26 protein-coding genes, 1 tRNA gene and 1 pseudogene are annotated in these 23903 nt (G+C 64.1%); 11 read left to right on the forward strand and 17 right to left on the reverse strand.

The features are described 5' to 3' along the window. Window positions 1–174: 174 nt before the first annotated feature. The 3 genes from OHA42_RS09100 to OHA42_RS09110 all read left to right on the forward strand — a co-directional run bounded on the left by OHA42_RS09100 (window position 175) and on the right by OHA42_RS09110 (window position 3086). The gene (locus OHA42_RS09100; protein WP_406236142.1) at window positions 175–900 is read left to right on the forward strand and encodes a ParA family protein; all 726 of its coding nucleotides are present in this window, start codon (window positions 175–177) and stop codon (window positions 898–900) included. Continuing rightward, on the forward strand, window positions 900–1766 hold the full coding sequence (locus tag OHA42_RS09105; protein ID WP_406236144.1) for a hypothetical protein: 867 nt from the start codon (window positions 900–902) through the stop codon (window positions 1764–1766). The genes OHA42_RS09100 and OHA42_RS09105 overlap by 1 nt, the downstream gene beginning before the upstream one ends. A 729-nt stretch (window positions 1767–2495) precedes the next feature. Beyond that, entirely contained in the window at window positions 2496–3086 is a 591-nt protein-coding gene (locus tag OHA42_RS09110) for a C40 family peptidase (RefSeq protein WP_406239237.1), read from the forward strand. Window positions 3087–3234: 148 nt separating this feature from the next. Here OHA42_RS09110 and OHA42_RS09115 read toward each other — a convergent pair whose 3' ends face one another. The 5 genes from OHA42_RS09115 to OHA42_RS09135 form a co-directional block, all read right to left on the reverse strand. Next, window positions 3235–3549, reverse strand: a complete 315-nt coding sequence (locus tag OHA42_RS09115) for a hypothetical protein (protein WP_406236146.1) — start codon at window positions 3547–3549, stop codon at window positions 3235–3237. 961 nt (window positions 3550–4510) lie between these two features. After that, window positions 4511–4660, reverse strand: coding sequence for a hypothetical protein (locus tag OHA42_RS09120; RefSeq protein ID WP_406236148.1), 150 nt, complete (start codon window positions 4658–4660; stop codon window positions 4511–4513). 263 nt (window positions 4661–4923) lie between these two features. Further along, window positions 4924–5937: a hypothetical protein gene (locus OHA42_RS09125; protein ID WP_406236150.1), complete on the reverse strand. Its 1014-nt coding sequence runs from the start codon at window positions 5935–5937 to the stop codon at window positions 4924–4926. Next, window positions 5934–7217 (reverse strand): Dyp-type peroxidase, encoded by a 1284-nt coding sequence (locus OHA42_RS09130; protein ID WP_406239239.1) that lies wholly within the window; start codon window positions 7215–7217, stop codon window positions 5934–5936. The genes OHA42_RS09125 and OHA42_RS09130 overlap by 4 nt, the downstream gene beginning before the upstream one ends. Window positions 7218–7279: 62 nt before the next feature. Next, entirely contained in the window at window positions 7280–7840 is a 561-nt protein-coding gene (locus OHA42_RS09135; RefSeq protein ID WP_406236152.1) for a hypothetical protein, read from the reverse strand. A gap of 425 nt (window positions 7841–8265) precedes the next feature. Here OHA42_RS09135 and OHA42_RS09140 point away from each other — a divergent pair, with 425 nt between their 5' ends. Then, entirely contained in the window at window positions 8266–8955 is a 690-nt protein-coding gene (locus OHA42_RS09140; RefSeq protein ID WP_406236154.1) for a hypothetical protein, read from the forward strand. A 77-nt stretch (window positions 8956–9032) separates the two neighbouring features. On the opposite strand, the gene OHA42_RS09145 is transcribed toward OHA42_RS09140, so the two are convergent. Then, window positions 9033–9971, reverse strand: a complete 939-nt coding sequence (locus OHA42_RS09145) for a helix-turn-helix domain-containing protein (RefSeq protein ID WP_406236155.1) — start codon at window positions 9969–9971, stop codon at window positions 9033–9035. 330 nt (window positions 9972–10301) lie between these two features. Then, a pseudogene (locus OHA42_RS09150) lies at window positions 10302–10637 on the reverse strand (catalase); the annotation flags it as partial. Between the two features lie 691 nt (window positions 10638–11328). On the opposite strand from OHA42_RS09150, the gene OHA42_RS09155 reads away from it, so the two are divergent. The 3 genes from OHA42_RS09155 to OHA42_RS09165 all read left to right on the forward strand — a co-directional run bounded on the left by OHA42_RS09155 (window position 11329) and on the right by OHA42_RS09165 (window position 13231). Continuing rightward, a complete protein-coding gene (locus tag OHA42_RS09155) occupies window positions 11329–11985 on the forward strand; it encodes a type IV toxin-antitoxin system AbiEi family antitoxin (RefSeq protein WP_406236157.1) in 657 nt (218 codons plus the stop codon). Further along, window positions 11966–12715: a nucleotidyl transferase AbiEii/AbiGii toxin family protein gene (locus tag OHA42_RS09160; RefSeq protein ID WP_406236159.1), complete on the forward strand. Its 750-nt coding sequence runs from the start codon at window positions 11966–11968 to the stop codon at window positions 12713–12715. Before OHA42_RS09155 ends, OHA42_RS09160 begins: the two co-directional genes overlap by 20 nt. 264 nt (window positions 12716–12979) lie before the next feature. After that, a complete protein-coding gene (locus tag OHA42_RS09165; RefSeq protein WP_406236161.1) occupies window positions 12980–13231 on the forward strand; it encodes a hypothetical protein in 252 nt (83 codons plus the stop codon). Window positions 13232–13886: 655 nt separating this feature from the next. Here OHA42_RS09165 and OHA42_RS09170 read toward each other — a convergent pair. The 9 genes from OHA42_RS09170 to OHA42_RS09210 form a co-directional block, all read right to left on the reverse strand. Then, window positions 13887–14207: a hypothetical protein gene (locus OHA42_RS09170; protein WP_406236163.1), complete on the reverse strand. Its 321-nt coding sequence runs from the start codon at window positions 14205–14207 to the stop codon at window positions 13887–13889. Between the two features lie 9 nt (window positions 14208–14216). Continuing rightward, a complete protein-coding gene (locus OHA42_RS09175; RefSeq protein WP_406236165.1) occupies window positions 14217–14615 on the reverse strand; it encodes a DUF4279 domain-containing protein in 399 nt (132 codons plus the stop codon). After that, window positions 14612–15673, reverse strand: a complete 1062-nt coding sequence (locus OHA42_RS09180) for a polymorphic toxin type 33 domain-containing protein (protein WP_406236167.1) — start codon at window positions 15671–15673, stop codon at window positions 14612–14614. Before OHA42_RS09180 ends, OHA42_RS09175 begins: the two co-directional genes overlap by 4 nt. 206 nt (window positions 15674–15879) lie before the next feature. Continuing rightward, window positions 15880–16155: a WXG100 family type VII secretion target gene (locus OHA42_RS09185; protein ID WP_406236169.1), complete on the reverse strand. Its 276-nt coding sequence runs from the start codon at window positions 16153–16155 to the stop codon at window positions 15880–15882. A gap of 20 nt (window positions 16156–16175) precedes the next feature. Further along, a complete protein-coding gene (locus tag OHA42_RS09190; protein ID WP_406236171.1) occupies window positions 16176–16517 on the reverse strand; it encodes a WXG100 family type VII secretion target in 342 nt (113 codons plus the stop codon). Window positions 16518–16622: 105 nt separating this feature from the next. Further along, window positions 16623–16698: transfer RNA gene (locus OHA42_RS09195), tRNA-Arg, on the reverse strand. A 267-nt stretch (window positions 16699–16965) separates the two neighbouring features. Next, window positions 16966–17787: a DUF1542 domain-containing protein gene (locus OHA42_RS09200; RefSeq protein WP_406236173.1), complete on the reverse strand. Its 822-nt coding sequence runs from the start codon at window positions 17785–17787 to the stop codon at window positions 16966–16968. Between the two features lie 104 nt (window positions 17788–17891). Then, window positions 17892–19373: a flavin-containing monooxygenase gene (locus tag OHA42_RS09205; RefSeq protein ID WP_406236175.1), complete on the reverse strand. Its 1482-nt coding sequence runs from the start codon at window positions 19371–19373 to the stop codon at window positions 17892–17894. An 82-nt stretch (window positions 19374–19455) separates the two neighbouring features. Continuing rightward, window positions 19456–20598, reverse strand: a complete 1143-nt coding sequence (locus OHA42_RS09210; RefSeq protein ID WP_406236177.1) for an acyl-CoA dehydrogenase family protein — start codon at window positions 20596–20598, stop codon at window positions 19456–19458. A 193-nt stretch (window positions 20599–20791) separates the two neighbouring features. On the opposite strand from OHA42_RS09210, the gene OHA42_RS09215 reads away from it, so the two are divergent. The 3 genes from OHA42_RS09215 (at window position 20792) to OHA42_RS09225 (ending at window position 22497) form a co-directional block, all read left to right on the forward strand. Next, window positions 20792–21664: a glycosyltransferase family 2 protein gene (locus OHA42_RS09215; RefSeq protein ID WP_406236179.1), complete on the forward strand. Its 873-nt coding sequence runs from the start codon at window positions 20792–20794 to the stop codon at window positions 21662–21664. Between the two features lie 71 nt (window positions 21665–21735). Next, window positions 21736–21981: a hypothetical protein gene (locus OHA42_RS09220; protein ID WP_406236181.1), complete on the forward strand. Its 246-nt coding sequence runs from the start codon at window positions 21736–21738 to the stop codon at window positions 21979–21981. 120 nt (window positions 21982–22101) lie between these two features. After that, window positions 22102–22497: an ArsR/SmtB family transcription factor gene (locus OHA42_RS09225; protein ID WP_406236183.1), complete on the forward strand. Its 396-nt coding sequence runs from the start codon at window positions 22102–22104 to the stop codon at window positions 22495–22497. Here OHA42_RS09225 and OHA42_RS09230 read toward each other — a convergent pair. After that, complete coding sequence (locus OHA42_RS09230; protein WP_406236185.1) at window positions 22437–22823, reverse strand: hypothetical protein; 387 nt, start codon at window positions 22821–22823, stop codon at window positions 22437–22439. The genes OHA42_RS09225 and OHA42_RS09230 overlap by 61 nt on opposite strands. Window positions 22824–22835: 12 nt before the next feature. On the opposite strand from OHA42_RS09230, the gene OHA42_RS09235 reads away from it, so the two are divergent. After that, window positions 22836–23798, forward strand: a complete 963-nt coding sequence (locus OHA42_RS09235; RefSeq protein ID WP_406236187.1) for a cation diffusion facilitator family transporter — start codon at window positions 22836–22838, stop codon at window positions 23796–23798. Window positions 23799–23903: the final 105 nt, after the last annotated feature.

Raw genomic sequence — 23903 nt, forward strand, 5'->3', positions numbered from 1 at the left:
AGGCGTCTGTGGGGTGGCGAGTAATTGTGTCCGTCGGACGCAGTGTGTCCAATTGGACACATTCGGATTGCGCCACGCCCGGGAAATAGGACGCCGCAATCAGCTGTAATTCGCTGACGCTGTGCGAAACTTGCCCCGCACAGTAATTTACTCCTCACCCTCGGAGGACCGTCCATGACGAATTCTGTTGCGGCACTCGATCTGCCCGAACCTCTGGTTATTACGCTGGGGAATCTCAAGGGCGGTGTCGGCAAGACGACATCAGCGTTTTTCTTGGCAAGTTACTTCGCTTCGATTCACGGACTGCGGGTGCTGGTAATCGATGCCGACCCGCTCAGTCAAACCGGGTACTCGTGGCATCGACGGCTGATCAGGGGGGAAATCGAGGTCCCGTTCGAGTTGATCGCCTTCCCGTCCAGGCACGTCAACGATTGCATTACCGACAATGCCTCGAATTTCGATGTCATCATCGTGGATGCCGGGGGTGAGTCGGCCGAGATCTTCAAAGCCGCTATCCCGGCAAGCGATGAGCTCTTGCTGCTGACAAGTGTGAGCCCCTCTGAAGTCAAACGAGTGCCGAGTACATATAGGGCTGCCGAGGAGGCGGCGTCCGAAAGCAGTCGGGAGATTCGGGTGCGAGTCCTGATGACCAAGGTTCCGGTGACGATGAAGAATGGCGTGAATGTCTCGACCGAATACCGGACGCAACGGGGGAATCTGGAGAGCGCTGGATACGACGTATTCCAAACCTATTTGAGCTCTTGGAAATGGTATCGAGAGGCAGCCGACGGTGAGGTCGGCGAAGGCGCCGAGAACCCGATCGAAGATTTGGGAGAGTATCGGCAGGTGGGCGACGAGCTGGTGAGCTCATATCGGGTCGCAGTGGAGGTGCCGGCCTGATGCCTCCCCAACGTAGGAAGGGTTCGATAGGCGGCCTCAATCCGCTGGCCGACGGTGCTGAGCACACTCCACCGGTTTCGCCGCTGCGCGACGCCGAATGGCGGCGTCGGGGTGCTATCGAGACCGTCGCCTCGGTGGGCGCCGCTTCCGACGCGCCCCCGGAGCCGGCCCCGGAGCGGGCCCCGGAGCAGGCCCCGGGTCTGAATGTCCTGACCATGCCGGTACCCGTCGCCGGTGATGGCCCGCTGAGCGAGCGGGAGCGGTCGCAGCTGACATTGTGCGAGTCGTCGATCGACACGCTGCGCATCGCATTCTGGGCCGCCGGGCGAGCTCTGCAGATTGTGCGCGACGGGCGGCTGTACCGCGACGATCACGAAACATTCGACGAGTACGTGGAACAGCGCTGGGATATGCAGCGGTCCTACGCCCACAAGCTCATTCGAGCTTGGCCACTTGCGGCCCGGCTGCACCCACTGGCGCCGACCATCAACGAGGGCCAGGTCCGCGAATTGCTGCCGGTGGCTGCCGAATACGGCGAAGACGCGGCGATCACCATTTACACCACGGTCGCTGGTGGCGCCGATGTGAAGGTCACTGCGGGCAAGCTCCGGGAAGCGGTCGCGCTCCTTCCCGAGCGTTACGACGAAGCCGTGGTGGTCGAGCGACTCCAGGCGTGGCTGCGTGGTGAATTGCCGTATGACTCGCACGACCGGGCGGCGGACATCTTCACCGCGATGGAATCGCGGCTCGTCGCGCTGACCCGGCGAGTCGTCAAGGGCTCGAGTGGTGATCCGGTCGCGGCGCGCGAATTCGCGGCGAAGCTCCGCACGATCGCGGAACAGATCGAGGAGCAGATCACCGCCTGAGATCTACCGTCGATGGTGCCCCGCAGCGGAATGGATTTCCGCTGCGGGGCACTCTGTGTAACGGGGGAAAATGCTGTGCGACATATGGACTTCGAATTAGTGCGCTGCGACCTTCGGAATTAGTTATTGTTTCGTTATCGAAATTCAAGTGTGTCGCACTTTACGTGATGCATAGTGTGCCGAAAGGTAGACGCTCGGATCGGATCCGCTGGATTAACAGATCACCGTGATGGTATTCGAATCAGTTCGAGGTCTTGGTGAAGTCCTGCACGCCATGGAATACGGCGTCGTAAGGCCCACCATCGGCAGTCGATATGAAAATCGGAGGACCGTATCATGGCATCAACGACAGACGTCCGATATCTTCGCTCCCTGCGGCGCGTTGTTTTCTTGGCGCTTGCTGCGGGGGTTATCGCTTTCCTTGCAACGTTGCTGAATTCCGCTCAGGCATCGGCTCAGCCGCTGACGATTCCAAGTGTGGGAACGTTCGAGGTTCCCGACGATATTTCGACCCTCGCGGATATTGTCGGAATCGACGTCCGGCATAACGCCATACTGCAGAAATTGGAAGCCCCGATGGGCTCCGATACTGCCGGAGCCGGTTTCCGGCATAACGCCATATTGCCGGAATCGGAAGCTCCGATCGGATCCGATTTTGCCGGAATAGAGTTTCTTGCCCCCGCCGCATTTTCTGAAATCGAGCTTGCTGCACTCGCCGCCGCTCCGGGAATTGAGCTTGCGACACCCGCCGGTGCCCCAGCGTTCGAGCTTTCGGCGCCCTTGGCTGTTCCGGGCGCGCAGCTTCCGGCGCCTGCGACCATTCCGGTGCCTGCGACGATTCCGGTGCCTGCGTCCATTCCGGGAATGGAACTCCTATTCCCCAACGGCTTTCCTCGAATCGACGTCCCATTCCTTACCGGCCTTCTCGGAATGGCTCCTCCGGCGCAGACCGCTCCCGCTGTGGTGAAGCCGCCGAAAACCACCGGCGAGGTCGCCGTCGACGCCGCCCGGACCAAGCTCGGCTCCGCCTACTCCTACGGCGCGGTCGGCCCCGGCGCCTTCGACTGCTCGGGTCTGGTGCAGTGGTCCTACGGGCAGGCCGGCGTGGATGTGCCGCGCACCAGCTACGGGCAGCTCGCCGCCGGTACGCCGGTGTCGCTGGACGACCTGCAGCCGGGCGATCTGGTGTCGTACTACGGCGGCAACCACTCTGCCCTCTACGCCGGTGACGGCGAAGTCATCCACGCATCGACCTACGGCACCGGAGTGATCACGTCGCCGGTCTCGTCGATGCCGCTGGCGGGTGCTCGCCGGTTGTGACCGCCGCCTGTCAATGCGCCCACCGGCCCACCGTCCATATGTGCCGCACCCGAATCCGCCCGAATTGTGAGTCGAGGCTCTGATGGACCACATGGCTCTCGCGGACACTCCTCCCTCTCCCTGCGCGTACGACCGCCGCGCTTGCGCTCTACCCGCCGGCATCCAGCCCGATCGGGCAGACCGCGGCAAAGTCGAGTTCGTCGGCGCGGTATTCGGTCCATCGAGGACCGACTCGTACGGATCGTTCGAACAGTCGACTGCCCTGGATGCGGCGTTCGATGCCCCGAGCACACTCGTAGCCGGTCGTCGAGGAACCAGCAGGCTCGCAGTCTGCGAACCCGCCGCCCAGCACGGCGTGGTATTGGACGGCCAGATCGGTGCGAAGTGAAAGCTGCATCCCATTGCGCGCACTCGCCGGGTCCTCGAGTGACCAGTGATGCTGCCGCAGTGGAACATAGGGCACTGGGTATCTTGATTTCGGTCATGGTTTCCGGCCGGAGACGGCCAGGTCTGATCGACCCCGGTTCGCATCGTCGGACCTGAGGTGCCGGTTGGGAATTTCCTAGAGTTTTCGATACTGGATGCAGCCAAATACTTTGCGCTGTTTGATGATACGAGTCCGGCGGTGCTCGCGCTTTGATTATTGCGTTCGAGGTGTAGCCGCTCGTTCGGGAGTCGCTGAAGCCCCGCTGTGTCGCCGAGCGCTACGGTGACGGCGTTGGAGTAGTGCTCGCGCTGATGCTCCTGGATACGATCAGGCTCGCGATCGGGCACGCGGCGCAGTCGAGTCGCAGACTGGGCACGAACACGCTGAGGTGCACGTCCGGTTCGTGGGGGAGCGGTGAAACACTGTGGGGGCATGGGGTTTACAGGCGTCCAGCCCGGCGCTATTCGGCATGCCCGGCGAGCGGGAAGCCTTCGCGGCCGGTGTGGTCGACGGCGAGTTCGAGCGTCCGAGGCGCTGAACCGCAAAGACCGGCGCGACGGTTTGAACCGACTATGCCGGGCTTCGTCGTGTGTGCGGCTCGCTGGTCGAAGTCGAAGGCCAAGTTGAAGGCCAAGTCGACGGCAGCCCGGCGACCGTAGTTCGGTTGGCCGAGTCCGGCGGGCGATGTTCGTACTCGGCAGTCCCTACGGTGGTCTGGATCAGCGTTCGCCACACCGCACCACCGGAGAGTCTTCGCTACTGACCCGGGCTGAGCTGGTGTTCGGCGGTCGTAGCTTCCGGGTGCAGGTGCTATGTCACTCGGCGAAGGTCCTCGACTGATCGGCTAATCGACTGATCCGGCTTCGTCGTCTGAACAGGATCAATGTTCCACAAATATCGGTGCCGATCGCCTCTGTGGGCACTGCTCTTGACATATGACGATCAATTGAAGAGCATTGCTCTCGTTGGGGAGCAATGCTCACCTAGTCGCCGTGTGTCAGCCTCGCCGTCCACTGTGGATTACGTACGCGGCGAGCACGACGATGATCATCAGCAGGATCGTGGTGCCGATCATGACCGCGCTTGTGCTGTAGTTGGGGAGATCTCCCGATTCGGCGGCGAGCAGCACCATGCGTTGGCTATTCATCACTGCCCCTTTCCGATATTTCGAGCGTAGGCCCCGGATAGCGGGTGCGGCCGTCGAGATATCGCTAAGAAACCTCCGAAATCCAAGGTTCGAGCGGGAGTACCGAGTGCCGGTGCGACCGTGCGGCGATTGCACCGGCTCGGCGCAACCCGGACATGATCGGCCGGGTGCGGGTCCGCGAATGGGAGGTGAAGGTTTTTGGGGTCTGCGACTTTTCCGAGATGGATCGGCACACTATGTACGGCACGGCTGAATGCTTGCGGTCATTTCATGGTGGCGAGGTTGTGCCACAGGTTTTCGAGGCTGTCGGTGCCGCCGAACAGTGTGGTGAAGTTGGTGGAGTCGAGGAGCACGATGTCGCCTGCACGCGGGCCGGTGGGTGGCATCCAGATCAGCGCGTTGAATTCCGCGTTCCCGGCGGCGGTGAAGGGATGGGGCCGAGTGGGGTCGACGCGCTGGCGTCCCAGGACTCGTAGCGAGTCGCTTTCGGGCATCGTGAGCTCGTAGTGCGGCAAGTGAGGGTGGAAGTTGAATGTGGTGACGTTGTGGAGCAATTGGGGCGTGTCCAGATCGCGGAACCCGGTGAGGGGGGCGATCTCGGCGGTGCCGTCGACGACCGCGGGGCGTAGGCCCCACTTGTTGTGCACCGGCACCTCGAGCGCCTTCATCAGCGAGCGCGTGTATTGGCCGAATCGCTGCTGACGGGGCACCAGCGGGTCGCCGTGATGCTGGTATTCGGTTTGTCGCTGGACGTAGTCGTCGGTGAAGCCGACGTCGTGGTGCGGTGCCAATAACAGGCAGGTGCCTTCGCGCTGCAGCCATTCGCGGATCGCGGCGACCTCTTCGGGCGCGGCTTCCTGTTCGGAGAGGAGGTGATCGAGCCCGAATATCATCAGTGTGTCGGTGTCGTCGAGGATTCGTTCGTCGATCGGCAAGGTGTAGCCGGCCTGGTCGATGCGCTGGAACACCGCCACGGGGTGGCCGGTCGCCGCACCGGCCAGCCGTTGAAACGCGAGCGTCGAGCGGTGGAAGAGCTCGAGTGTGCCTGCGATGCCTTGCAGGAAGTGCGCTGCGTCGTATTCGGGGGTCTCGTAGCCCGGCCACAGTGCGTTGCGGACCTCGGTCATCGTGGAAAAACGGTTGTACATTTCGGCGGGATCGCGTTGGGCCTCCCACGGGTAGCTCCACGTCCAGTAGATGCTGATCCGTCTGCGCCCATTGTGCGGGCGGGGGATGTGGTCCTGGTTATAGGTGCGTGCCCCCGGACGGGTGTTCATGATTTCACCTCTCGACTGTCGAGGGCGGCCAGGTAGCGCAGGGCGCCGATACCGGGCAGGAAGAAGTACGCACCGCCCCTGAGTGTGGTGAAGGCGGGCAGCCCCTCGATTACTGTGCGGATAGGCCGTTTGGGAATGGTGAACTCCAAGGTGCCGTCCTGGGCGCCGCAGATGGGGTCGTGCTCATTACCGAGTTCGTGGAATGTCTTGTCGTTGATCCAGACGTTTTGGGCGAACTCGAACTGACGAACCAGGCTGGCGCAGATGATGAATGCGGCAATGCCTCGGTCCACCCCGTCATCGGGTGCGCCCTCGGGTAACGCAGGCCCGTAGGTGGCTCCGCGGCGAATCATCCTGCGGCGGTTCATATTCACCGCGGTGTCGCGTGGATTGAGTCGCCGCGCGTGCGAACCGAGCGGTACCGCGTAGCCGTGTGGGTCCATCTCTTTGTAGTTGAAGTCATTGTTCCGCATGGGATCTGCACCCAGCTGTGGATCGTCCCGGTCGGGTGCCAACACCAACGGGGCGCCGCTTCGCCAGCGGCCCATGAACTTCGCAGCGAGCAGTTCCTGCTCATCCGGGGTGTCGGCATGCGCACGCAGATGATCCCGAAACGCACCGACGTGTTCTTGCAGCCGCCGGTAGGCCATGTAGCTGCCGTTGCGGGACAATACTTCCGGTTGCGGCAGCCCGTGAACCGGCCCCTCCTCATCGGGGTAGCCCAGGATGAATTCACCGGGTTTCAGCGCTGCACCCGAGCCCGGAGTCGGTTCTTCACCGGATCCCTCGATCACCGGTTGGGACAACCGGTCCCGGAACCCGAAATGGTCATGGGCGTGGTCGAACGGCGGCGTCGCGTTCAAATCCAAGAACGACAACACCCGCACACCCGGACAGCGGGCGACGAGCTTGTTGTGCTCGGCGGTGCACCGTTGGTGCTCAGCATCGCTGCGGGCGAACAAGATCGCGATGGCGTGCAGGTCGTCACCGGCCAGCCCGCCCTCCCAGTTGTCCGGGTGATTGGCGCCCGTGTCGCCCAGGATGTCGGCGCGGGCGGCCATGCCTTCGCGGAACTCGTCGGGAAAAGTGGCGAGCGATTCCTCCGACACCCCGAGCGCACGCAGCCCTCGCCAGGTGAAGGCCAGGGTGATCCAACGCTGGGAGCTGTCCATCGAGGCGCGTGCGTCTGCCGCCGAGTCGACCCGGTCCAGCAGCTCGGCCAACCAGGCCCGGCCCCCGGCGGGATCGTCGAAGGACAGGAACTCGTAGCGGCCTGTCATCGCCGGGGTGCGCGTCAGCAGGATGTGTTGGATATCGTCGAATTCGAGCGCCGACGTAGTGGTCACTGCATCTGGTCGAGCATGTCGGAGAACGCCGCCTTGAGTCGCAGCGCCTTTTTGATTTCGTCAGCGGTGACGTAGGGGTATTCTCCGTATTCGAGGAAACTCGGAAATTGGTGTTCTCGGACGAATTTGACGAATGCGTCCGGATTTTCCTTCCAGTCTTCGGGGAATCCTTCGAGGTTGGTGAAAACGGTGGTGATGCCGGTCTGGGAGAAGAGCGTCACCGCATCCTCGGTGTATTTGTCGAAATCGGTGTCGAAGATGCCTTGGTATTGGAAATATAATCCGAAGCCGACATCGAACAGCACCCATCGCAGATAATGCAGCCGCAGTGGTGCCAGCACATCCGGACTACCTGCGACCGCCTCCTCGATCTGCTTGCCATGTGCGCGAACGGCCTCTTCTCGGCCCGGCTTCACCTTCGCGATGATCGAGAAACCATAGGCGGCGGGCGTGCGTGGATAGGTTGGGCCATATCGGCCCCGCTCCAGCTCGAAATAGCCTTCGGCCGGTATGGCCATAGCCGCCGGTTTGCTCCAGCTATGTTCGGTCGTCGACATGGCTCCACCTTCCATACCGCTGTAGGAAACCGGGCGCCGATCAGCGTACGCCTCCGGGCGCATGGCCGCAGCGCAATGCGCGGTGAATGCATGCGCTGACGTCGCTCGAATCGTCAGGTCATACTTGCTGGTAGAGGCCTATCGGGGGCCGTTCACCGGGAATCGGCTCCGCTAATAGATACTGGCCGCTCCCGTGGATCGACGTCGCTCCGACCGGGCGTCTGGCGATATCGCCACATTGCCGTAATCAACTCGGTCAAATTTGAGTGTGTCCAGTTTGCTGTGCACGCCGGAAAAGTGTCGGTGGAAACGAGTAGCGGTCGTATGTGTAGAGTGTCGGGGATCCCGGAGCTGAAACTGCCCTTGTCCACTTATTCGGAGTCATCGAGCCGCCAAAACATGCTCGGGTTTGGCAGGATGATGCCATGTCAACGCAGCCGCAACACTCGGATCAGACCTCGACTTTTCGCAATCTGTCAACGCCGCGAGCCGCCGCACTCGCCGGAGTCTTATTCGCGGTGTTGTTCGGAACAACGTTGATTTTGATACGCATCGAAATACCCGAAGGTGTTCGGGATTCGACTGAGTTGATGAAGAGCCCACAGACCGCGATCAAGACAGCGACCGTGCTGATGCCCTTCGCTGGCATCAGCTTCCTGTGGTTCATCGGCGTAGTGCGCGACGGATTCGGGCGCTACGAAGACCGGTTCTTCCTGTCGGTGTTCCTCGGCAGCGGGCTGCTGTTTCTGGCGATGATGTTCGTCGCCACCGCCACCGCCGGAGCGCTGGTGGCAAGCAACACCGGGGTCGTCGATGCGGCCGCCCATGCCGAGGTGGTCAGCTTCGGCAAGATGGTCGTGTTTTCGGCGACCCAGACGTATGCGCTTCGGATGGCCGCGGTGTTCATGATCTCGTTGGCGACAATCTGGTTGAAGACCAGGTTGATGCCCCGGTGGCTCGCCGGCCTCAGCTACCTGCTGGCGCTGACACTGCTTATCGGGAGCGAAATCAGCATGTGGGTCACGCTGGCGTTTCCCGCTTGGGTGCTCGTAGTCAGCGTTCTCATCCTGGCCCGCTCGGGACACAACGAGCGGACAGCGCGCGACTCTGTGTAGAACGCGGCAGCGGACTCGATGGGGGCGGCACGGAAGACGGTCTCACTGGTGGTGCTGGTATTCGCCCTGTCCGGCGCTCACCCCGATTCGTCCGCGCCCATGTCCGGGTCGACGCGGCGCAGCGCTGATGCCAGCCACTCAGTCCGGCGGTGCTCGGCTGGCATCGCGGCCAGCCCGTGTGTCGCCTCCCCGATTGCTTCGGCCGTGTGCCCCAGCAGCGACAGAACGCCACCGCGCTGCACGGCCCCGAATCCGGTGCTCCACCAATACATCGACGCGGGAGGGTCGATGCCGTCCGCCGCTTCCGCCGCCGCGTCGGCTAGCGCGAGCGCGCGTTGCGCTTCGCCCGTCTCTCCGTGCGCGGCCAATAGCTCAGCTCGCCGCATTCGCCCGTAGGCCGTGATGATGGGGTGCGTGTCCCGTACCGCCAGCGCGGCGTCAGACAAGGCGACAACCTCGCCGTAATTCCCTGCGCTCACAGTGACGTAGCCGAGGAAGCCGAGGCTGTGCGCAAGCCGGTCCGGGTCACGGGACGCCTTCGCCAGGTTCACGGCCGTGCCGAGGCTACGCCGGGCGGCGGCGTCAGCTCCGATCGCGTGCTCCAGCCATCCCCGATACTGGACGATCTCCGAAGCGATGCTCGCCGACGCTTCGGCGCGCGCTGAACGCGCCTGGTCCGCGAACGTCTCGGCCATCTCCGCCATTCCCCGGACTGCGGGTAGAACCGTCAAAGCCCCGGCGGCGTCCTCGATTCGGCGCGTAGCCGCTAGCACCACCCCCACGTCGGACAGGGCGGCGGTGTCCACACCGGCTGGCATTCGTGCCACCGCCGTCAGCCGTCCCAGATCCACGTCCAGCACCCTGTTGTAAGCAGCGGCGACGCCAGCAGGCACCGGGCGCTGGCCGGTCTCGATCAGCGACAGGTACGCCTTGCTGTAATAGCTCCGCTCGGCCATCGCGCGCAATGAGATACCCGCCGCCTCGCGAGCGGCACGCATCAGCGCACCGGGTTCCATAAGACCAGCCTAACGCGCATTGTCCGGTGTGAACGGCGGTGGACGCCGAACTACTCGGTTCCCGAACTATGCACGCCTAGCGTGTTTTTCAGCCCCGCCGCCGGGTCGATGCCCTCATCGGTAGTCCCCGGCGGCGGGTGCCTGCCAACCAGACGGCTGAAGGGGACGGGGCGATGGACGCGATCGGATGGATAGATCCGTCGTCGCCGATACCGGAATGGGATTCGGCGCTGGTGCGGCGGTTGGCGCGGCGGTTGGGATACGCGCTGCGCTGGGCGGATCCTGGTTCACCGCTCGGTCTGGCCGAACAGGTCGAGTCCTCGGGGGCACGAACCCACGCAGGTCCCGCACTGTGTCGGGGTATCCGTGCTCCCCGGCCACCTGCGAGAATCTGGCCACCAATCGGGTTGAGGCGCCCGGCCGGAACACCGCCGCTTTGGTATAGACACTGAGGTCACGGGTGACCTCGAACCGGCCGAACGCGCCGCTGCCCTTGGCGTGCGGCTGCCGCTCTGTGATCCGCTCCCGGTTGAACTGAGCCATCTGCTCGATCAGATAGGCATCCTGCAGCAGAATCGGGCCTCCGGGACCGACAGTCAGCGAAAACTCGTCGCTTTCAACCGGAATACCCGAATCTGTTGTCAGTTTCGACTGTGAGGTATTCATCTCCCCACCTCCGATTTGTGTGGAAATCCGGGGCAGTTACCGAGCGCGGCGAACCGGTAGTTTACAAATCGACACACCGTCGCGGCATCACACCGCGCAACGTATAAATCGCCGATCATCCCCAGTGCTTCAAGCGCCGAAAACGCCGCTACACCCGCACTGCTCTGCGGAAAAAAAATCCTACTCTTCCGCTAATCAGACCGAGGGCCCGTCAGTGAGATCACCGCTGTAGCGGGTCGAGGGTGGCTGGGGGGCCATCGGGCGTCGCCGACTGGAAGCGACACCGTCCGGTTTCGATGCGTGATCGGGCGTGGCGGTCGAAATACTTTCCGCCGCTACACAAGCCGCCGCCGCGCTGACCGCTACCGCACCCCGGAATCAGCCGCCGAACCACCACCGACACCAAGCCGAACCAGCACGCGGCACGACACGACAGGCTGGGCAACAACTGAAACAGTTGCCCGTGTTTCGGTGCCCTCGGCAGGGCACGCCCAACGTGGGCAACCGGAAAACGCCTGGTCATCGTGGAGATGTATCTGGTCTGAGCGTTGCCGATCTCGCTGTGTCCGCGTCGGCAACCGCAGACCGGCGCCAAAGCCGGTTGGTGGATGAGGGGATGGCCATTATCCGGTAGTATGCATTTCGTTGGGTTACAGCCAACTATATGCATACTCTTCCGGAGGTGGTGCTGGTGACTGAGTATCGCAGCACTGTGCTGCCCAGTGAGCTCTGGCGGGCACCGCTTCGAACCCTGCGGCCGCAGGACTTGGCTGGCATCTACGCCCAACCGCGGCCCGAGATCGCGCGGCTCGTCGATCGAGGCGTGCTGCACCGCGTTGCTCACGGCTACTACATCATCGTCGCGCCGGACTATGTCGGCCGGACCTGGCTGCCTAGCCTCGAGGCAGTCGCCGCAGGTATTGCATCATCGATCTACGGGCCGGATCAGACCATTGTGATGGGAATCAGCGCAGCCCGCGTGCTGGGAGCCGTACCTCGTGCGCTGGCGACCGCGGTTGTCGCGGTTCCGGCCCAGCACCGGTCGATCGCATTGACCGACCGCTCGGCACAAGTCCGGTTCGTCCGCCGCGATACCGAAGCGCTCGACGCGGAGCGCGTCGAAACGCCACTGGGCCCGGCGCTGGTCACAACGCCGGAGCAGACCGTGCTCGATCTTGCCCGGCGCCCGGAACTGGGCAACGCCGAGGCGGAGGTTCGTCCGGCGATCGAGACGCTCTACCGTCGTAGCGATTCGGCGAGACTTACACAGCTCGCTACGGACCAGCGTCTGGGTGCGGCGCTTCGACGTGCGGAAAGTTGGGTGGGGTATGAGCATCGACGAACGTGACAGTGTCGCAGCTCAATTCGGAGTTCCCCCGGAGCAGGTCGAGCGCGACCATCTGATCTCCCATCTGCTAGCGGCAATCAGCCGCAGGTTCGGCGACCGACTGCACTTCATCGGCGGAACTGCTCTTGCCCGTACGCATCTGGTGAGTGGCAGGCTCAGTGAAGACATCGATCTGGTTGCACTGGACAACCGAGCGGTACTGGCAGCCGAACTCGACGCTGCTTTGCCGCGATCGGTCGCGCGAAGCTACGGTCGGCTGGAATGGGCACCGTCGTTGAGCAATGTCCCGGATACCGGGGCCGCCCATCTTCGCTCCGCATCCGGTGTGTCTGTCAAGATCCAGTTGCTGTCGGCACGTGGCAGATCGGTGTGGCCGACTGAACTCTGCGATCTCGAGCAGCGATACAGCGACGTCCCACCGGCCGAACTTCTCGTGCCCACATTGCCGGCTTTTGTTGCAGGGAAGACCGCAACATGGCACGACCGGCGCGCAGTACGCGACCTGTGGGATCTTTGGGCGCTGAACGACATCGGCGCGATCGACGGCGCTGCGGGAGCGTTGTACCGGAGGTACGGCCCGACCAACCGGCTCCCCACCCCGCAATTGTTCGATCGTGCACCGGACGAGGACGACTGGAAGGCACAATTGGCCGGGCAGACTCGACTTGTGATCAGCGCCGAGATCGCGCTGTCTGCGGTTCGAGACGCCTGGGCACGTATTACGGAGTGACTGCGAAACGTCGGCGGGGGGTGAGGAGGGGGAACACCTCGCCGCGGCGCAGGCTGCGGCTATTGTCGCGTTGCTGCGGTGGATGGCCATCGGTAGCGAAGTCTGCTGATCCTGAGCCGGATCCGATTCGCCCGTCCGGAAGTGCCCTCGGCGGGGCGTGTCGAGCATGGGAACGGCGACGACCTGCGGTTTTTCGGCAGAGCAGTTGATGATCGAAGCCGGATATCAGTTATAGGCGGGTGGTGCCGCCGTCTTCTGGGCCACTTGCCATCGTGCGATCTCGAGGAAGACGTTGGCCTGCTGCTGTGTGAGAGCCCCGTCTCCAGCTTCGTCGACGAAGGTGATGTATTAGCTGTCGAGCAGGCTGTAGACGCGGTGTGTTCCGGGCTGGCGGTGTCTTTCGAGGTTCGGTACGTCGGCGGTATGGACGGAGAACGCATCGCCGCCGCCCAGGCGAAAGCGCTTGCCGCACTGTTGAAATGGCAAGCGGATCACTGCGACGCCGACCGGTGCTGAATCCCGCACGCTGCCGACCCGGTTTCCTGGTCTCGTGCTTGCTAGAGGTTCGTACCCAAACAGTCGTTTGACCTGCGCATTTTCAGTGTGCGCGAAATCGCGGATAAACGGCGAATGGTGCCCCCGGGGAATCGAACCTGCGACGCCAAAAACCGCCCTGGGCTGCGGAAACGCAGTGGCAGGTTGGTGCCCTCGGCGGGGCGCATCGAAGATGGGAACGCGGACGACCTGGGGATCTGCTCTGGTCGACTGGTAATCGAGGCGGATTTCAGCCTGGACTGAGAGACGGTGCGGTGTTCAGCAGACCTGTACGCCGATCCCGTTATCAGTGAAACCGGAGCCGCGCAACATCGATGGCGGGCTGGGGGCCACCTGTGCCCGCGCGACGGGAGTGGTCGTCACCTATCTACCGTTGGGGAGCGACAGTAGCGCCGACAGTGGAGAGGTTAGCCGCGACAGCGCGGAGAACTTCCGGCATCGCCCTCATCCGAACAGAATTGGGGTGAGGGCGCTGTATCCCAGGTCAGAAGGCGCTTTCTCTATTTCAGCACACCTGAACCGCGGATTGTATCGGTGGATTGAGGCTATAATAAGTAAGCAATCAATTGCGTGCTTGCTCGTCAAGAGAATTCGCCCAATAAATTCGCAAGATGGCCTATGTTGTTGTGCGCGGCCCGGTTTTGATCCGCAGCGGCATTCCGGTTGAGGCAAGGCGGTTCAGGAGCCGATGGTCGAAGTGCATAGAAGGAAAGCTTCTGCCTGCTAACGCGACCTCTACCAGAATTGCGCCGCCAGAGTTGCTGTACGTCGTCACCGACCTGGCAGCACTAAATTCGTCGAGGAACGCGTCGACCGCGTCCTCCAGGCTCCAGTTCATTTCAATCCGATGGAAATGCGTCTCATCGGCATCATTTTCGCCAATTCCGATTGCTTCAGTGCGAATCACCGGAGTTTGGTCGTCTTGCTCATCGATCATTGATTACTCCTAAATGACATCGATATCGAGCGAAAGTCCAGAAGGCGCTAGAAATGCGAGCGTCGCAGGCGACAAGGTGATTGCAGGCCAGCAGCCCGCTGGGGCGTCCACCGCAACGGTCAGGCAGCCGGACATCTCCTGGTCCGAGAGAATGTGCCGCAGCTGCCCGCTAACCTGTGCAAGTTGCCCTACGGCCCGGTCTATCTGCTCGCCAACCTGTCCGACGCCGGTTGCTAGCCGAAGAACCCAACCATCGGAACTTCTACGTAGTTTGGGGGCGGCTCCCTGCTGCCCAGACCGCCATTGATTGGACGGCGTAAGACTCAGCGCCGCAGTCACCTCATCTGGATCGAATACGCCGGTCAATCGTAGAGAAACGGCTACTTCGACAAGCTCCTCAACTGTCATTGCAATCTGATCCCCGTCGGGTCGCCTGGGCCTTTTCCGCCTTTTGGTTTAATGTACACGTTTCCCTTTCCGTCCTTGTAAAGGTCGTATCGCGACGGCGGGTCCGGTTTTACGTCATGTGGGTCGTGACCGCGGGATTTTAGTTCCCTAATATCCTTGTCGGTCAGGATTTTATCCTGCGCGGGGTTCCGTGTCCGTTCCTCCGTGCTGTCCCAGACCGGCTCGCCGTCGGCTGCCTCCTCGGCCGCGATGTATACCGCCATCCCCGCGATCGCACCCACCGCCGCGCTCAGTCCAGCTTGGGTGAGATCGGGGATGGCGGTGAAGCCGCCGCTGGCCACTCCGATGGCGATGACCGCGCCGACGGCGGTAACCATGCGGCTCACAGTGACGGTGTTCTTGATGATCACCGCCGTGGATTCCACGATCTCGATGGTGACCGCGGCCCCGCCCGCACCGGCGGCTGCGGCGCCGACGCCGGCGGTCAGGAAGGCCGCGACGCCGACGATCACCGCGGTCAACACGATGGCTGCGCCGATCTCGACCGCGGCGGCAGCGACTTGTTTGCCGATGTCCTCGCGCATGGTCGAGAGCGCGTCATTGTGTTCGGTCAGCGGCGTGACGATGCCCTTGGCGGCGTCGGCGAGTAATTTCGCCGCCTGCTCGAGGGTGGCGAGCTTTTCGTCGATGGCGATGATGTTGGGGTCGGTGTTGCCATCGAATTTGGCTTTGATCCCGCTGATTCTGGTCGCGGCTCCGGTGACCGTGGCGTGTTCGGCGAAGGTTTTCCACGCGTCGCGGGCGATACCGAGTTTGTCCTGGTCACCGTTGGGGATTCGGCCGACTCGCTCCAAGAGTCCTACGACGACGCCTTCGTCCAACCCCGGACCATTGTCGCCGCGCGAGCTGACTGGCAAGGCCATGCCGGAGTCGTAGAGCGGTTCGGACTCAGTGGGTTTGGTGGGTTCTGAACCGCTCGCTGCGGTGCGGTTGGAGCGCCACCAGTTGTAGCCGCACGCTTGCAAGACGTCGCCATAGCGAAGCAGCGCGTTCGCCAATGTCGCGGCAAGAGTGACGATTTCGTTGGCGTGGTTGTCGTAGGTGGTGATCCAGTTGTTGCACGATTCGTGGTTTCCGGCCATGCCGCCGCACTGGTGCTGCAGTGCGGCGTTGAGTGGACCGAGCGCGAGGCTGAGGTCGTTGGCTAGGGCGTGGCATTTGTTGCCGGCGTCGTAGTACATGCCGGTGTCGATGGTCCACGTCACTAGGCGCTTCCCAGCATCTTCTTGTTGATGTCGGCGGCATTGCGATAGCGGGTGTGGGCTGATTTGGCGGCAGCGCTCATATCGCGCAGACCGTCGGCGAATTCTCGTGCGCCGGTCACCCATTGGGTGTGGGCTATGTGGTAGGCGTCGGCGGCGATGCCTTCCCAGCTGCCGCCTTTGAGGGTCGCGACCTGATCGTCGATGTCGTCGAGGTGGTCGGCGACGTAGCCGGCGAGACCGGCGATTCGGGCCACGATCTGGTCGAGTTGGTCCATGTTGACCGAGAATTCCGACATCACAGGCCCGGGAGATTGAGGCTGGACATGTTCAGCGAGTACGCGTGGTTGGTGTCTTGCTGTTGATAGTTCTCGGCGGTGATGCCGAGTTTGTTGGCCATGTCGGTGAGCGCGGTGATGATGGTGGTGCCGCCGTCGTGGGTTTCGGTCCAGCCGGTGCCGAACAAGGTGGCCAGGTCACCGCTCCAGCCGCCAGCCAACAGGGTGTCGACCTCAGTGTTGGCTGAAGCAAGGGCGGTACGCAGCGCTTCGGCGATGCCGTAGACGTAGCGGCCGACGGCTTGGACCTCAGTGGGTACAACAGATAGCGACGCTCCGCCGCCTCCCCCAGGAGTGCTCATAGCCAGGGAGGCTACGGGAGGGGATGGTTTGCAACTATGTGGGTTGCGTCACCGCGTGCCAGCGGTGCCTACGTACTCCTGTGTATGCGCAAATGATGCGCAGGTTGGTGCCCTCGGCAGGATTCGAACCTGCGACACCCGCTTTAGGAGAGCGGTGCTCTATCCCCTGAGCTACGAGGGCGTATCAGTGGACGTCGGGGAGTCTACCGGGTTGGGGGACGAGGTTCAGAATCGCTGGCGCGTCGGGGGCGCGGTGGGCTGGTCGTCGGTGGCAGTCGGGTGGCCCCGACCAATCCGGGCCGGCTGTCCGAACACTGCTGGCGGGGATCGAAATCGCTGGTGCGTCGGGGTGTGACGGGCTGTCGTGGGGTGGAAGTCCGGCGGCGCGACCAGATGCCAGCTGTCCGAGCTCCGTTGTCAGGACTCACGGTTGTGTGATGCCAGGTTGTCAGAAGCTGTCGAACCCGCCGCCGTCGAACCCGCCATCCCCACCCCAGCCCGCATCGTTCCCACCCGCGTCGTAGCCGCCTTGGTCTCCACCTCCGGCGTCGTAACCGCTCACATCGTTGCCGGAGTCGTACCCGGCGGCATCGCTACCGCCTGCGTCGAGCCCGTCCTGATAGCCCTCGCCGTAACCACTTTCGAAGCCCTGCGCGTCGTAGCCGACCCCGGACATCCCGGAGAACAGCGATGAGAACAGCAATGCGGAGCCGAGTCCCCAAGCGCCGCCGATCAATGCGGGCTTCCACCACGGCTCGGAGTACCATCCTGCGGGCACCGGACGTCCGGCGACTCGGCCGCCGGGATAGTAGTTCGGAGTATCCGAGGACGGGTTCGGCGATGCCGCGACCGCTCTGCCTTCGTATTCGACCGTTCGCTTTTCGGTGACCTGACCGGCCGCGTCCTGTCCGTCCAGCGCGGGGACCGCGGGGCCGGGATCTATGCCCATGGCCGAACGGGCGGCACGGATGTAGTACATGCCCTCCAGCGCGGTCTGCTTCGCCAATCGCGCCTGCGCGGGCGTGCGCGCCTGATCGATCTGCGAGCCTGCGGCGATATGACGTTCGGACGCGTCCGCGAGCGCCTGCTTCGCCGCGTCGTTGCTGCCGGTCAGGATGTACACCTGGCCGCCGAGCCGTTCGATCAGCTGCCTGGCGTCGGCGGCCGCGTCCGCGAGTTCGGTCGCCGCGCGCTGCTTGGTCTGCTGTGCACGTATGACGACAAATCCGACTGCCAGCACCACGATCACGACGATCAGTAGCCACCACACCGCTCGTGCCCCTTTCGTCCTCGGGTCCAGTCAGGCCCAGTTTACTGCGGGCTTGCTGAGGCCGAGCTGAGCTTCGCGGCGGGCGAGATGAGCGCGGATCCGGGTCAGTTCGACGCCGGCTCCAGGCCGGTGGCTTGGGCTTCGTCGTAATCCGCGAGGTCGAAACTCTTTGTCTTCCAACGATAGAGCGCGGTGGCACCCGGCCAGTTGTTGGTGATGCGGCCCGCGGCGTTGCGATACCAGCTGGAGCAGAAGTTCCAGGGCGTGTCCTTCAGCCGCCGTTGCAGCCACCCGTCCCAGCTCTGCTCGACGTTCGCTCGGGTCGCGAGATAGCGGCCGGGCCGGTCGGTGAGGTACTTGACGACCTGACGGATATAGCGGGCCTGGGATTCGAGCATGTAGATGATGGAACCCGAGCCGACGTTGGTGTTCGGGCCGTACATCATGAACATGTTCGGGAAGTGTGGGACCGAAAGGCCGAGGAAGGCGCGGGCGCCCTCGTCACCCCAGACGTCGGCGAGCTTGCGTCCGCCGATGCCGTAGATATGCATCGGCGCGAGGAACTCGGTCCCCTTGAATCCGGTGCCGTAGATGATCACGTCGACGGGGTGCTCGACGCCGTCCGCGGTGCGGATACCGGTCGGGGTGATCGCTTCGATCGCCGTCGTCTCCACGGCGACGTTCGACTGTGTCAGCGCGGGGAAGTACTCATTGGAGAACAGGCCGCGCTTGCAGCCCGCCGCATAGTCGGGTGTCAGCTTCGCGCGTAGTTCGGCGTCCGGTACCTGCTTGGCGCGGTGCCGGTCGGCAAGCGCGACCACGGGCGCCCTCATGGCCGGGATGTCCGTCAGTGCCAGCGCGAGCACCTCGAAGGTCGACCAGATGGCGAATCGTTCGGCCAGCCTGGTCGGCGGCAGGTATTTGAACATGGCCTTGTGCGCCGCGCTGTACTCGACGTCGAATTTCGGCAGCACCCACGCCGCCGAGCGCTGGAACAGCGTGAGGTGGGAGACCTTCGGCTGGATGCGCGGAATGTATTGGATCGCACTGGCTCCGGTGCCGATGCAGGCCACTCGCTTGCCGGTGAGGTCGATGCCGTGGTCCCACTCGGCGGAGTGGAAGGCGGCTCCGGTGAAGGTGTCGACGCCCGGGATATTCGGCATGGCGGGACGCGAGAGCTGGCCGACAGCGGGGATGAGGATTTCCGCGGTGCGGCGTGCACCGTCGGCGGTGCTGACGGTCCAACTGCCGGTCTGCTCGTCGAACTCGGCATCGGTCACCTCGGTGCCGAATTCGATGTGGCGCTGCAGGTCGTGCTTCTCGGCGACGCCGCGCATGTACTCGTGGATATCGCGCTGCTCCGAAAACCGTCGCGGCCAATCGGATTTGGGCTCGAACGACCAGGAGTACAGCGGTGAGGGTACGTCGCAGGCGGCGCCGGGATAGGTGTTCTCCCGCCACACGCCGCCGAGATCCGTGGCGCGCTCCAGGATGATGAAGTCATCCACCCCGGCCCGGCGCAGCTCGAGTGCCATTCCGAGCCCGGCGAACCCGGCTCCGATAATGATGATGGATGGCGTCGTCATGGCTAGAGCCTAAGCGGGCGATCGGCGGGCACGAAGACATTCCAGGACGACGAATCAACATTTTCGGCCACGTCGGAGGCGCTCAGTTGCCCGCGAGTTGGCGGGCGATGACGAGGCGTTGGATTTGATTGGTGCCCTCGAAGATCTGCATGACCTTGGCCTCGCGCATGTAGCGCTCCACCGGGAAGTCCTGGGTGTAGCCGTAGCCGCCGAAGACCTGGACGGCATCGGTGGTGACCTTCATGGCGGCGTCGGTGGCGATCAGCTTGGCGACGCTGGCCTGGCGTGAGTAGGGGAGTCCGGCGTCGCGGCGGCGGGCAGCGTCGAGGTAGGTGGCGCGGGCCGAATCGACCGCGGCGGCCATGTCGGCGAGCACGAAACCGAGGCCCTGGTGGTCGATGATGCGGCGGCCGAACGTAGCCCGCTCCTTGGCGTAGGCGACCGCGTCGTCGAGTGCGCGCTGGGCCAGGCCGACGGCGACGGCCGAGATGCCGAGGCGGCCCGAGTCCAACGCGCTGAAAGCGATCGAAAGTCCCTGTCCCGCATCGCCGATCAACCGGTCGGCGGGCAGCAGCGCGTCGTCGTAGGCGGCGGTCGTCGTCGGAATTCCGCGCAGCCCCATCTTCTCTTCGGGCTTGCCGAAGCTCAGCCCCTCGGTGTCGCGCGGAACCAGGAAGCAGGAGATGCCGCGCGAGCCCTCGCCGGTCCTGGCGAACAGCGAGTAGAAGTCGGCGCGGCCGCCATTGGTGATCCAGGCCTTTGTGCCGTTGATTCGGTATCCGCCGTCCACCGCGGTGGCCCGGCACCGCAACGCGGCCGCATCCGATCCGGCGTGCGCTTCGGAAAGGCTGTAAGCGCCGACGGTTTCGCCCGACAGCATCTCGGGCAGCCACCGTTGTTTCTGTGCGTCGGTACCGAAGACGAACAGCGGATGGCACGACAGGCTGTGCACGCTGACCGCGACCGCGACCGCGGCCCATCGACTCGCCAACTCCTCGAGCACCTGCAGATACACCTCGTACGGCTGCCCGCCACCGCCGAATTCCTCCGGATACGGCAGGCTCAGCAGCCCCGCCGCGCCGAGCGCGGGGAAGACCCCGTCGGGAAACGTCCCGGTCTTCTCACACTCGACTACCCGGGGCTCGAGCACCTTGTCGGCGATAGCGCGAGTCAACTCGAGCAGATCCCGCGCCTCCGGCGTCGGCAGCATCCGTTCAACAGCCATGCCACCTGTTCTACCGTCCGCCCCAGGGGTCTGCTCCGGGCAGCCCCGTTCCGCCGGCCTGGTCACGCGGCGGGCCGATGATGGCGGTTGCTGCCCGATTCGGGTTCGGCACGTCGCGTACGGGCGTTTGACCTGCTGATGCCCGACACGCTCGTAGGTGTGGCGATCCAGCCGAGGTGATAGGTTGCCCGGCATGTCTCGCCGCGATGAGAAGACCGTCGGCCTTGTCTTGGTTACCTACCAGAGCGCAGAGGATCTGCCGCCGTTCTTGGATTCGCTAACGGCGGCAGTCGAGCCGCTGACGGTCGATGTCGTCGGTGTCGACAACACATCGACCGACGGGAGCGCCGGCCTTGTCGAGCAGTTCGGCGGGACAGTGATCCGCAACCGTAAGAACGTCGGCCTGTCCGCCGCAATCAACCAGGGTGCCGCCGCGACGAACGCCGAATGGATCCTGGTCGCCAACCCCGATACCCACCTCGCACCGGGCTCGATAGCCGCGCTTGTCGAAACCGCTCGCACTGACGACAAGATCGGCATGATCGGGCCGCAGGTGACCCGGCTCGACGGGACGCACTACCCGACCGGGCGCCGGTTCCCGTCGCTCGCGGTGGGCGTCGCGCACGCGTTGCTGGGCGGTGTGTGGCCAGGCAATCCCGCCACTCGGCGGTACTTCGGTGAGCCGGTGACCGCGGTCAGCGATGTCGACTGGATCTCCGGGTGCTGCATGCTATTCCGGCGTGCGGCATTCGACGCCGTCGGTGGGTTCGACACCCGCTATTTCCTCTACTTCGAGGAAACCAAGATGGCTCTCGACATGCACCGCGCCGGCTGGCGGGTCGTGCTGGACCCCACCGTCGAGATTCGCCACCGCGAAGGCGGCAGTATGCGGTCGGCCCCGTTCCGGAAGATCCGCAGCCACCACCGCAGCGCCTTGCGGTTCTACTGCGACTACCACCAGGGCTCGCCGTGGCTGCTGTTTGCCCCGCTGATCGCGGCGGGCCTGCTGGTGCGTGGCGCGGTGTCGGTCCTACGGACCGCAATCACGCAACGCCTGCGTCGCTAGGTGAGCGACTGCTCGGAGTGGTGAGCGGACGCCGGGTTCTCGCTGACTCGGATCGCTGAGGAAATGGGCTCGTGCTCGCGTATCCGGTGCAGGCCGAGGCGGCCGACGAAAGCTACTGCTGGAACTGGTTCGATCAGGCGAATCAGCAACGCGGACAAGGGGAGCCGTCGATCATCGCGGACCTCACGACGTCGCTGATCGATGAGTTCGTGGGCGGCTGCGAAGTCGCCCGGTTCCGTACCCTCATCGGCCCCGGCCAGATCGGCGGCGGCCTGCTGATGCAGTCCGACCATGGCCTGGATGTGCAGCGCGCATGATGAATTTCCTGCTGGTCCACCGCCTCGGCGGCCCGGGCCGGGCGTGCGGCCGACCCGATCCGATCCGGGGTCGGGATACGTGGGGTATCGGAGCCTGCGCTCATGGCTTATTATCTGCGTATGAATGCAGATAACGAGCCATTGGCTCCGCCCTTGGCGGAGGATCAGGTGGGGCTGGTTGTCGAGGTGTTCCGGATGCTGGCCGACGCGACCCGGGTGCAGGTGCTGTGGGCGCTGGTCGATCGGGAGCTGTCGGTGAACGACCTGGCCGGGTACATCGGGAAGCCCGCACCGTCGGTGTCCCAGCACCTGTCCAAGCTGCGGATGGCGCGGTTGGTCCGAACTCGACGGGCCGGGACGACGATCTTCTACAGTCTGGAGAACGAACACGTCCGGCAGCTGGTCATGGACGCGGTCTATAACGCCGAGCACGCGGGTCCCGGTATCCCGCCGCATCACCGCGGCGTCACGGCGGTGCGCGAGTTGCCCGCGGGGGATCGGGCGGTGTCGGAATGAGCCACGAGCGCAATGGTTTCCGCTGGCGCGGACTCGACCTGCTGCACCGATACGGCCACGCCCAGAGCCGACTCGCCGGCCGAGATGGCAACGCGCACATGCACAGTGCTGCGGACGGCCACGATCACTTGCACGGCTCCGAACCTGCTCAGGGGCATGACCATGACCATGTAGAGGGCCGCGGGCACGACCACGGCCATGCACATGAGAACGGCCACGGGCCTGGCCAGGCCGTTGCACATGACCATGGCCACGACCACGGGCAGGCCGTTGCACACGACCAGGCCGGTTCGCGTGACCGCGACCGTGCACAACACCGTGGCCATGGACACGAGCATGTGCACGACCACGATCACCCGGACGGCTTACGGGGCATCCTGCGGGAGATCTTCGCCCCGCACAGCCATGACGCCGCCGACAGCGTCGATGATGCGTTGGAGGCCAGTGCGGTCGGCATTCGAGCGGTGAAGATCAGTCTCGGCGTGCTCGGGGCGACGGCGCTGGTGCAGGTGCTGATCGTTGCGGTGTCCGGGTCGGTGGCGTTGGCGGCGGACACCGTTCACAACTTTTCCGACGCGTTGACCGCGGTGCCGCTGTGGATCGCGTTCGCGCTGGGGCGGCGGGCGGCCACCAGGCGCTATACCTATGGGTTCGGGCGCGCAGAGGATCTCGCGGGCCTGTTCGTGGTCGCCATGATCGCGTTGTCGGCGGTGATCGCCGGGTACGAGGCGGTGCGGCGACTGCTGGATCCGGTGCCGATCGAGCATCTCGGGTGGGTTGCCGCGGCCGGGGTGATCGGATTCCTCGGAAACGAGACGGTGGCGCTGTATCGGATCAGGGTGGGGCGGCGGATCGGTTCGGCCGCGCTTGTCGCCGACGGCCTGCATGCGCGAACCGATGGATTCACCTCGCTGGCAGTGCTTTTCGGGGTTGCCGGGGTGGCGCTCGGGTTCCCGTCGGCCGATCCTGTGGTCGGCCTGCTGATCACCGTCGCCATCCTCGCGGTGCTACGCACCGCAGCCCGGGATGTGTTCCGCCGCTTGATGGACGGTGTGGAACCGAATTTGGTGGCCACCGCGGAGCAGGCGCTTGTTGCCGAGCCGGGTGTGCTCGGTGTGCGCAGTCTTCGGATGCGCTGGATCGGTCATCGCCTGCACGCCGATGTGGAGTTGGACGTCGCTGCATCCACCTCCCTCGCCGATGCGCACCGGGTGGCGCACGGCGCCGAGCACACCCTCACCCACGCGGTCCCCAGGTTGGACACCGCTCTGGTCCACGCCTATCCCGCGCATTCGGGCTGACCTCAGGAAACTGATGGCAGTCGCCTATAGGCGGCGGCACAAAGTTTTCCAGCGCCACCTCGGGTCGCGCCTACTGTTGGGTAGCATCGCCGATGTGATGTGGCT

It is taken from the genome of Nocardia sp. NBC_01009 (assembly GCF_045208035.1).
Lineage (GTDB): Bacteria > Actinomycetota > Actinomycetes > Mycobacteriales > Mycobacteriaceae > Nocardia.

Coding starts and splice junctions, on each gene's coding strand:
- OHA42_RS09100 (WP_406236142.1), top strand. CDS start 175: ATGACGAATTCTGTTGCGGCACTCGATCTGCCCGAACCTCTGGTTATT.
- OHA42_RS09105 (WP_406236144.1), top strand. CDS start 900: ATGCCTCCCCAACGTAGGAAGGGTTCGATAGGCGGCCTCAATCCGCTG.
- OHA42_RS09120 (WP_406236148.1), bottom strand. CDS start 4,660: ATGAATAGCCAACGCATGGTGCTGCTCGCCGCCGAATCGGGAGATCTC.
- OHA42_RS09125 (WP_406236150.1), bottom strand. CDS start 5,937: ATGAACACCCGTCCGGGGGCACGCACCTATAACCAGGACCACATCCCC.
- OHA42_RS09130 (WP_406239239.1), bottom strand. CDS start 7,217: ATGACAGGCCGCTACGAGTTCCTGTCCTTCGACGATCCCGCCGGGGGC.
- OHA42_RS09135 (WP_406236152.1), bottom strand. CDS start 7,840: ATGTCGACGACCGAACATAGCTGGAGCAAACCGGCGGCTATGGCCATA.
- OHA42_RS09140 (WP_406236154.1), top strand. CDS start 8,266: ATGTCAACGCAGCCGCAACACTCGGATCAGACCTCGACTTTTCGCAAT.
- OHA42_RS09145 (WP_406236155.1), bottom strand. CDS start 9,971: ATGGAACCCGGTGCGCTGATGCGTGCCGCTCGCGAGGCGGCGGGTATC.
- OHA42_RS09160 (WP_406236159.1), top strand. CDS start 11,966: ATGAGCATCGACGAACGTGACAGTGTCGCAGCTCAATTCGGAGTTCCC.
- OHA42_RS09170 (WP_406236163.1), bottom strand. CDS start 14,207: ATGATCGATGAGCAAGACGACCAAACTCCGGTGATTCGCACTGAAGCA.
- OHA42_RS09175 (WP_406236165.1), bottom strand. CDS start 14,615: ATGACAGTTGAGGAGCTTGTCGAAGTAGCCGTTTCTCTACGATTGACC.
- OHA42_RS09185 (WP_406236169.1), bottom strand. CDS start 16,155: ATGGACCAACTCGACCAGATCGTGGCCCGAATCGCCGGTCTCGCCGGC.
- OHA42_RS09190 (WP_406236171.1), bottom strand. CDS start 16,517: ATGAGCACTCCTGGGGGAGGCGGCGGAGCGTCGCTATCTGTTGTACCC.
- OHA42_RS09205 (WP_406236175.1), bottom strand. CDS start 19,373: ATGACGACGCCATCCATCATCATTATCGGAGCCGGGTTCGCCGGGCTC.
- OHA42_RS09210 (WP_406236177.1), bottom strand. CDS start 20,598: ATGGCTGTTGAACGGATGCTGCCGACGCCGGAGGCGCGGGATCTGCTC.
- OHA42_RS09215 (WP_406236179.1), top strand. CDS start 20,792: ATGTCTCGCCGCGATGAGAAGACCGTCGGCCTTGTCTTGGTTACCTAC.
- OHA42_RS09225 (WP_406236183.1), top strand. CDS start 22,102: ATGAATGCAGATAACGAGCCATTGGCTCCGCCCTTGGCGGAGGATCAG.
- OHA42_RS09230 (WP_406236185.1), bottom strand. CDS start 22,823: ATGGCCACGGTGTTGTGCACGGTCGCGGTCACGCGAACCGGCCTGGTC.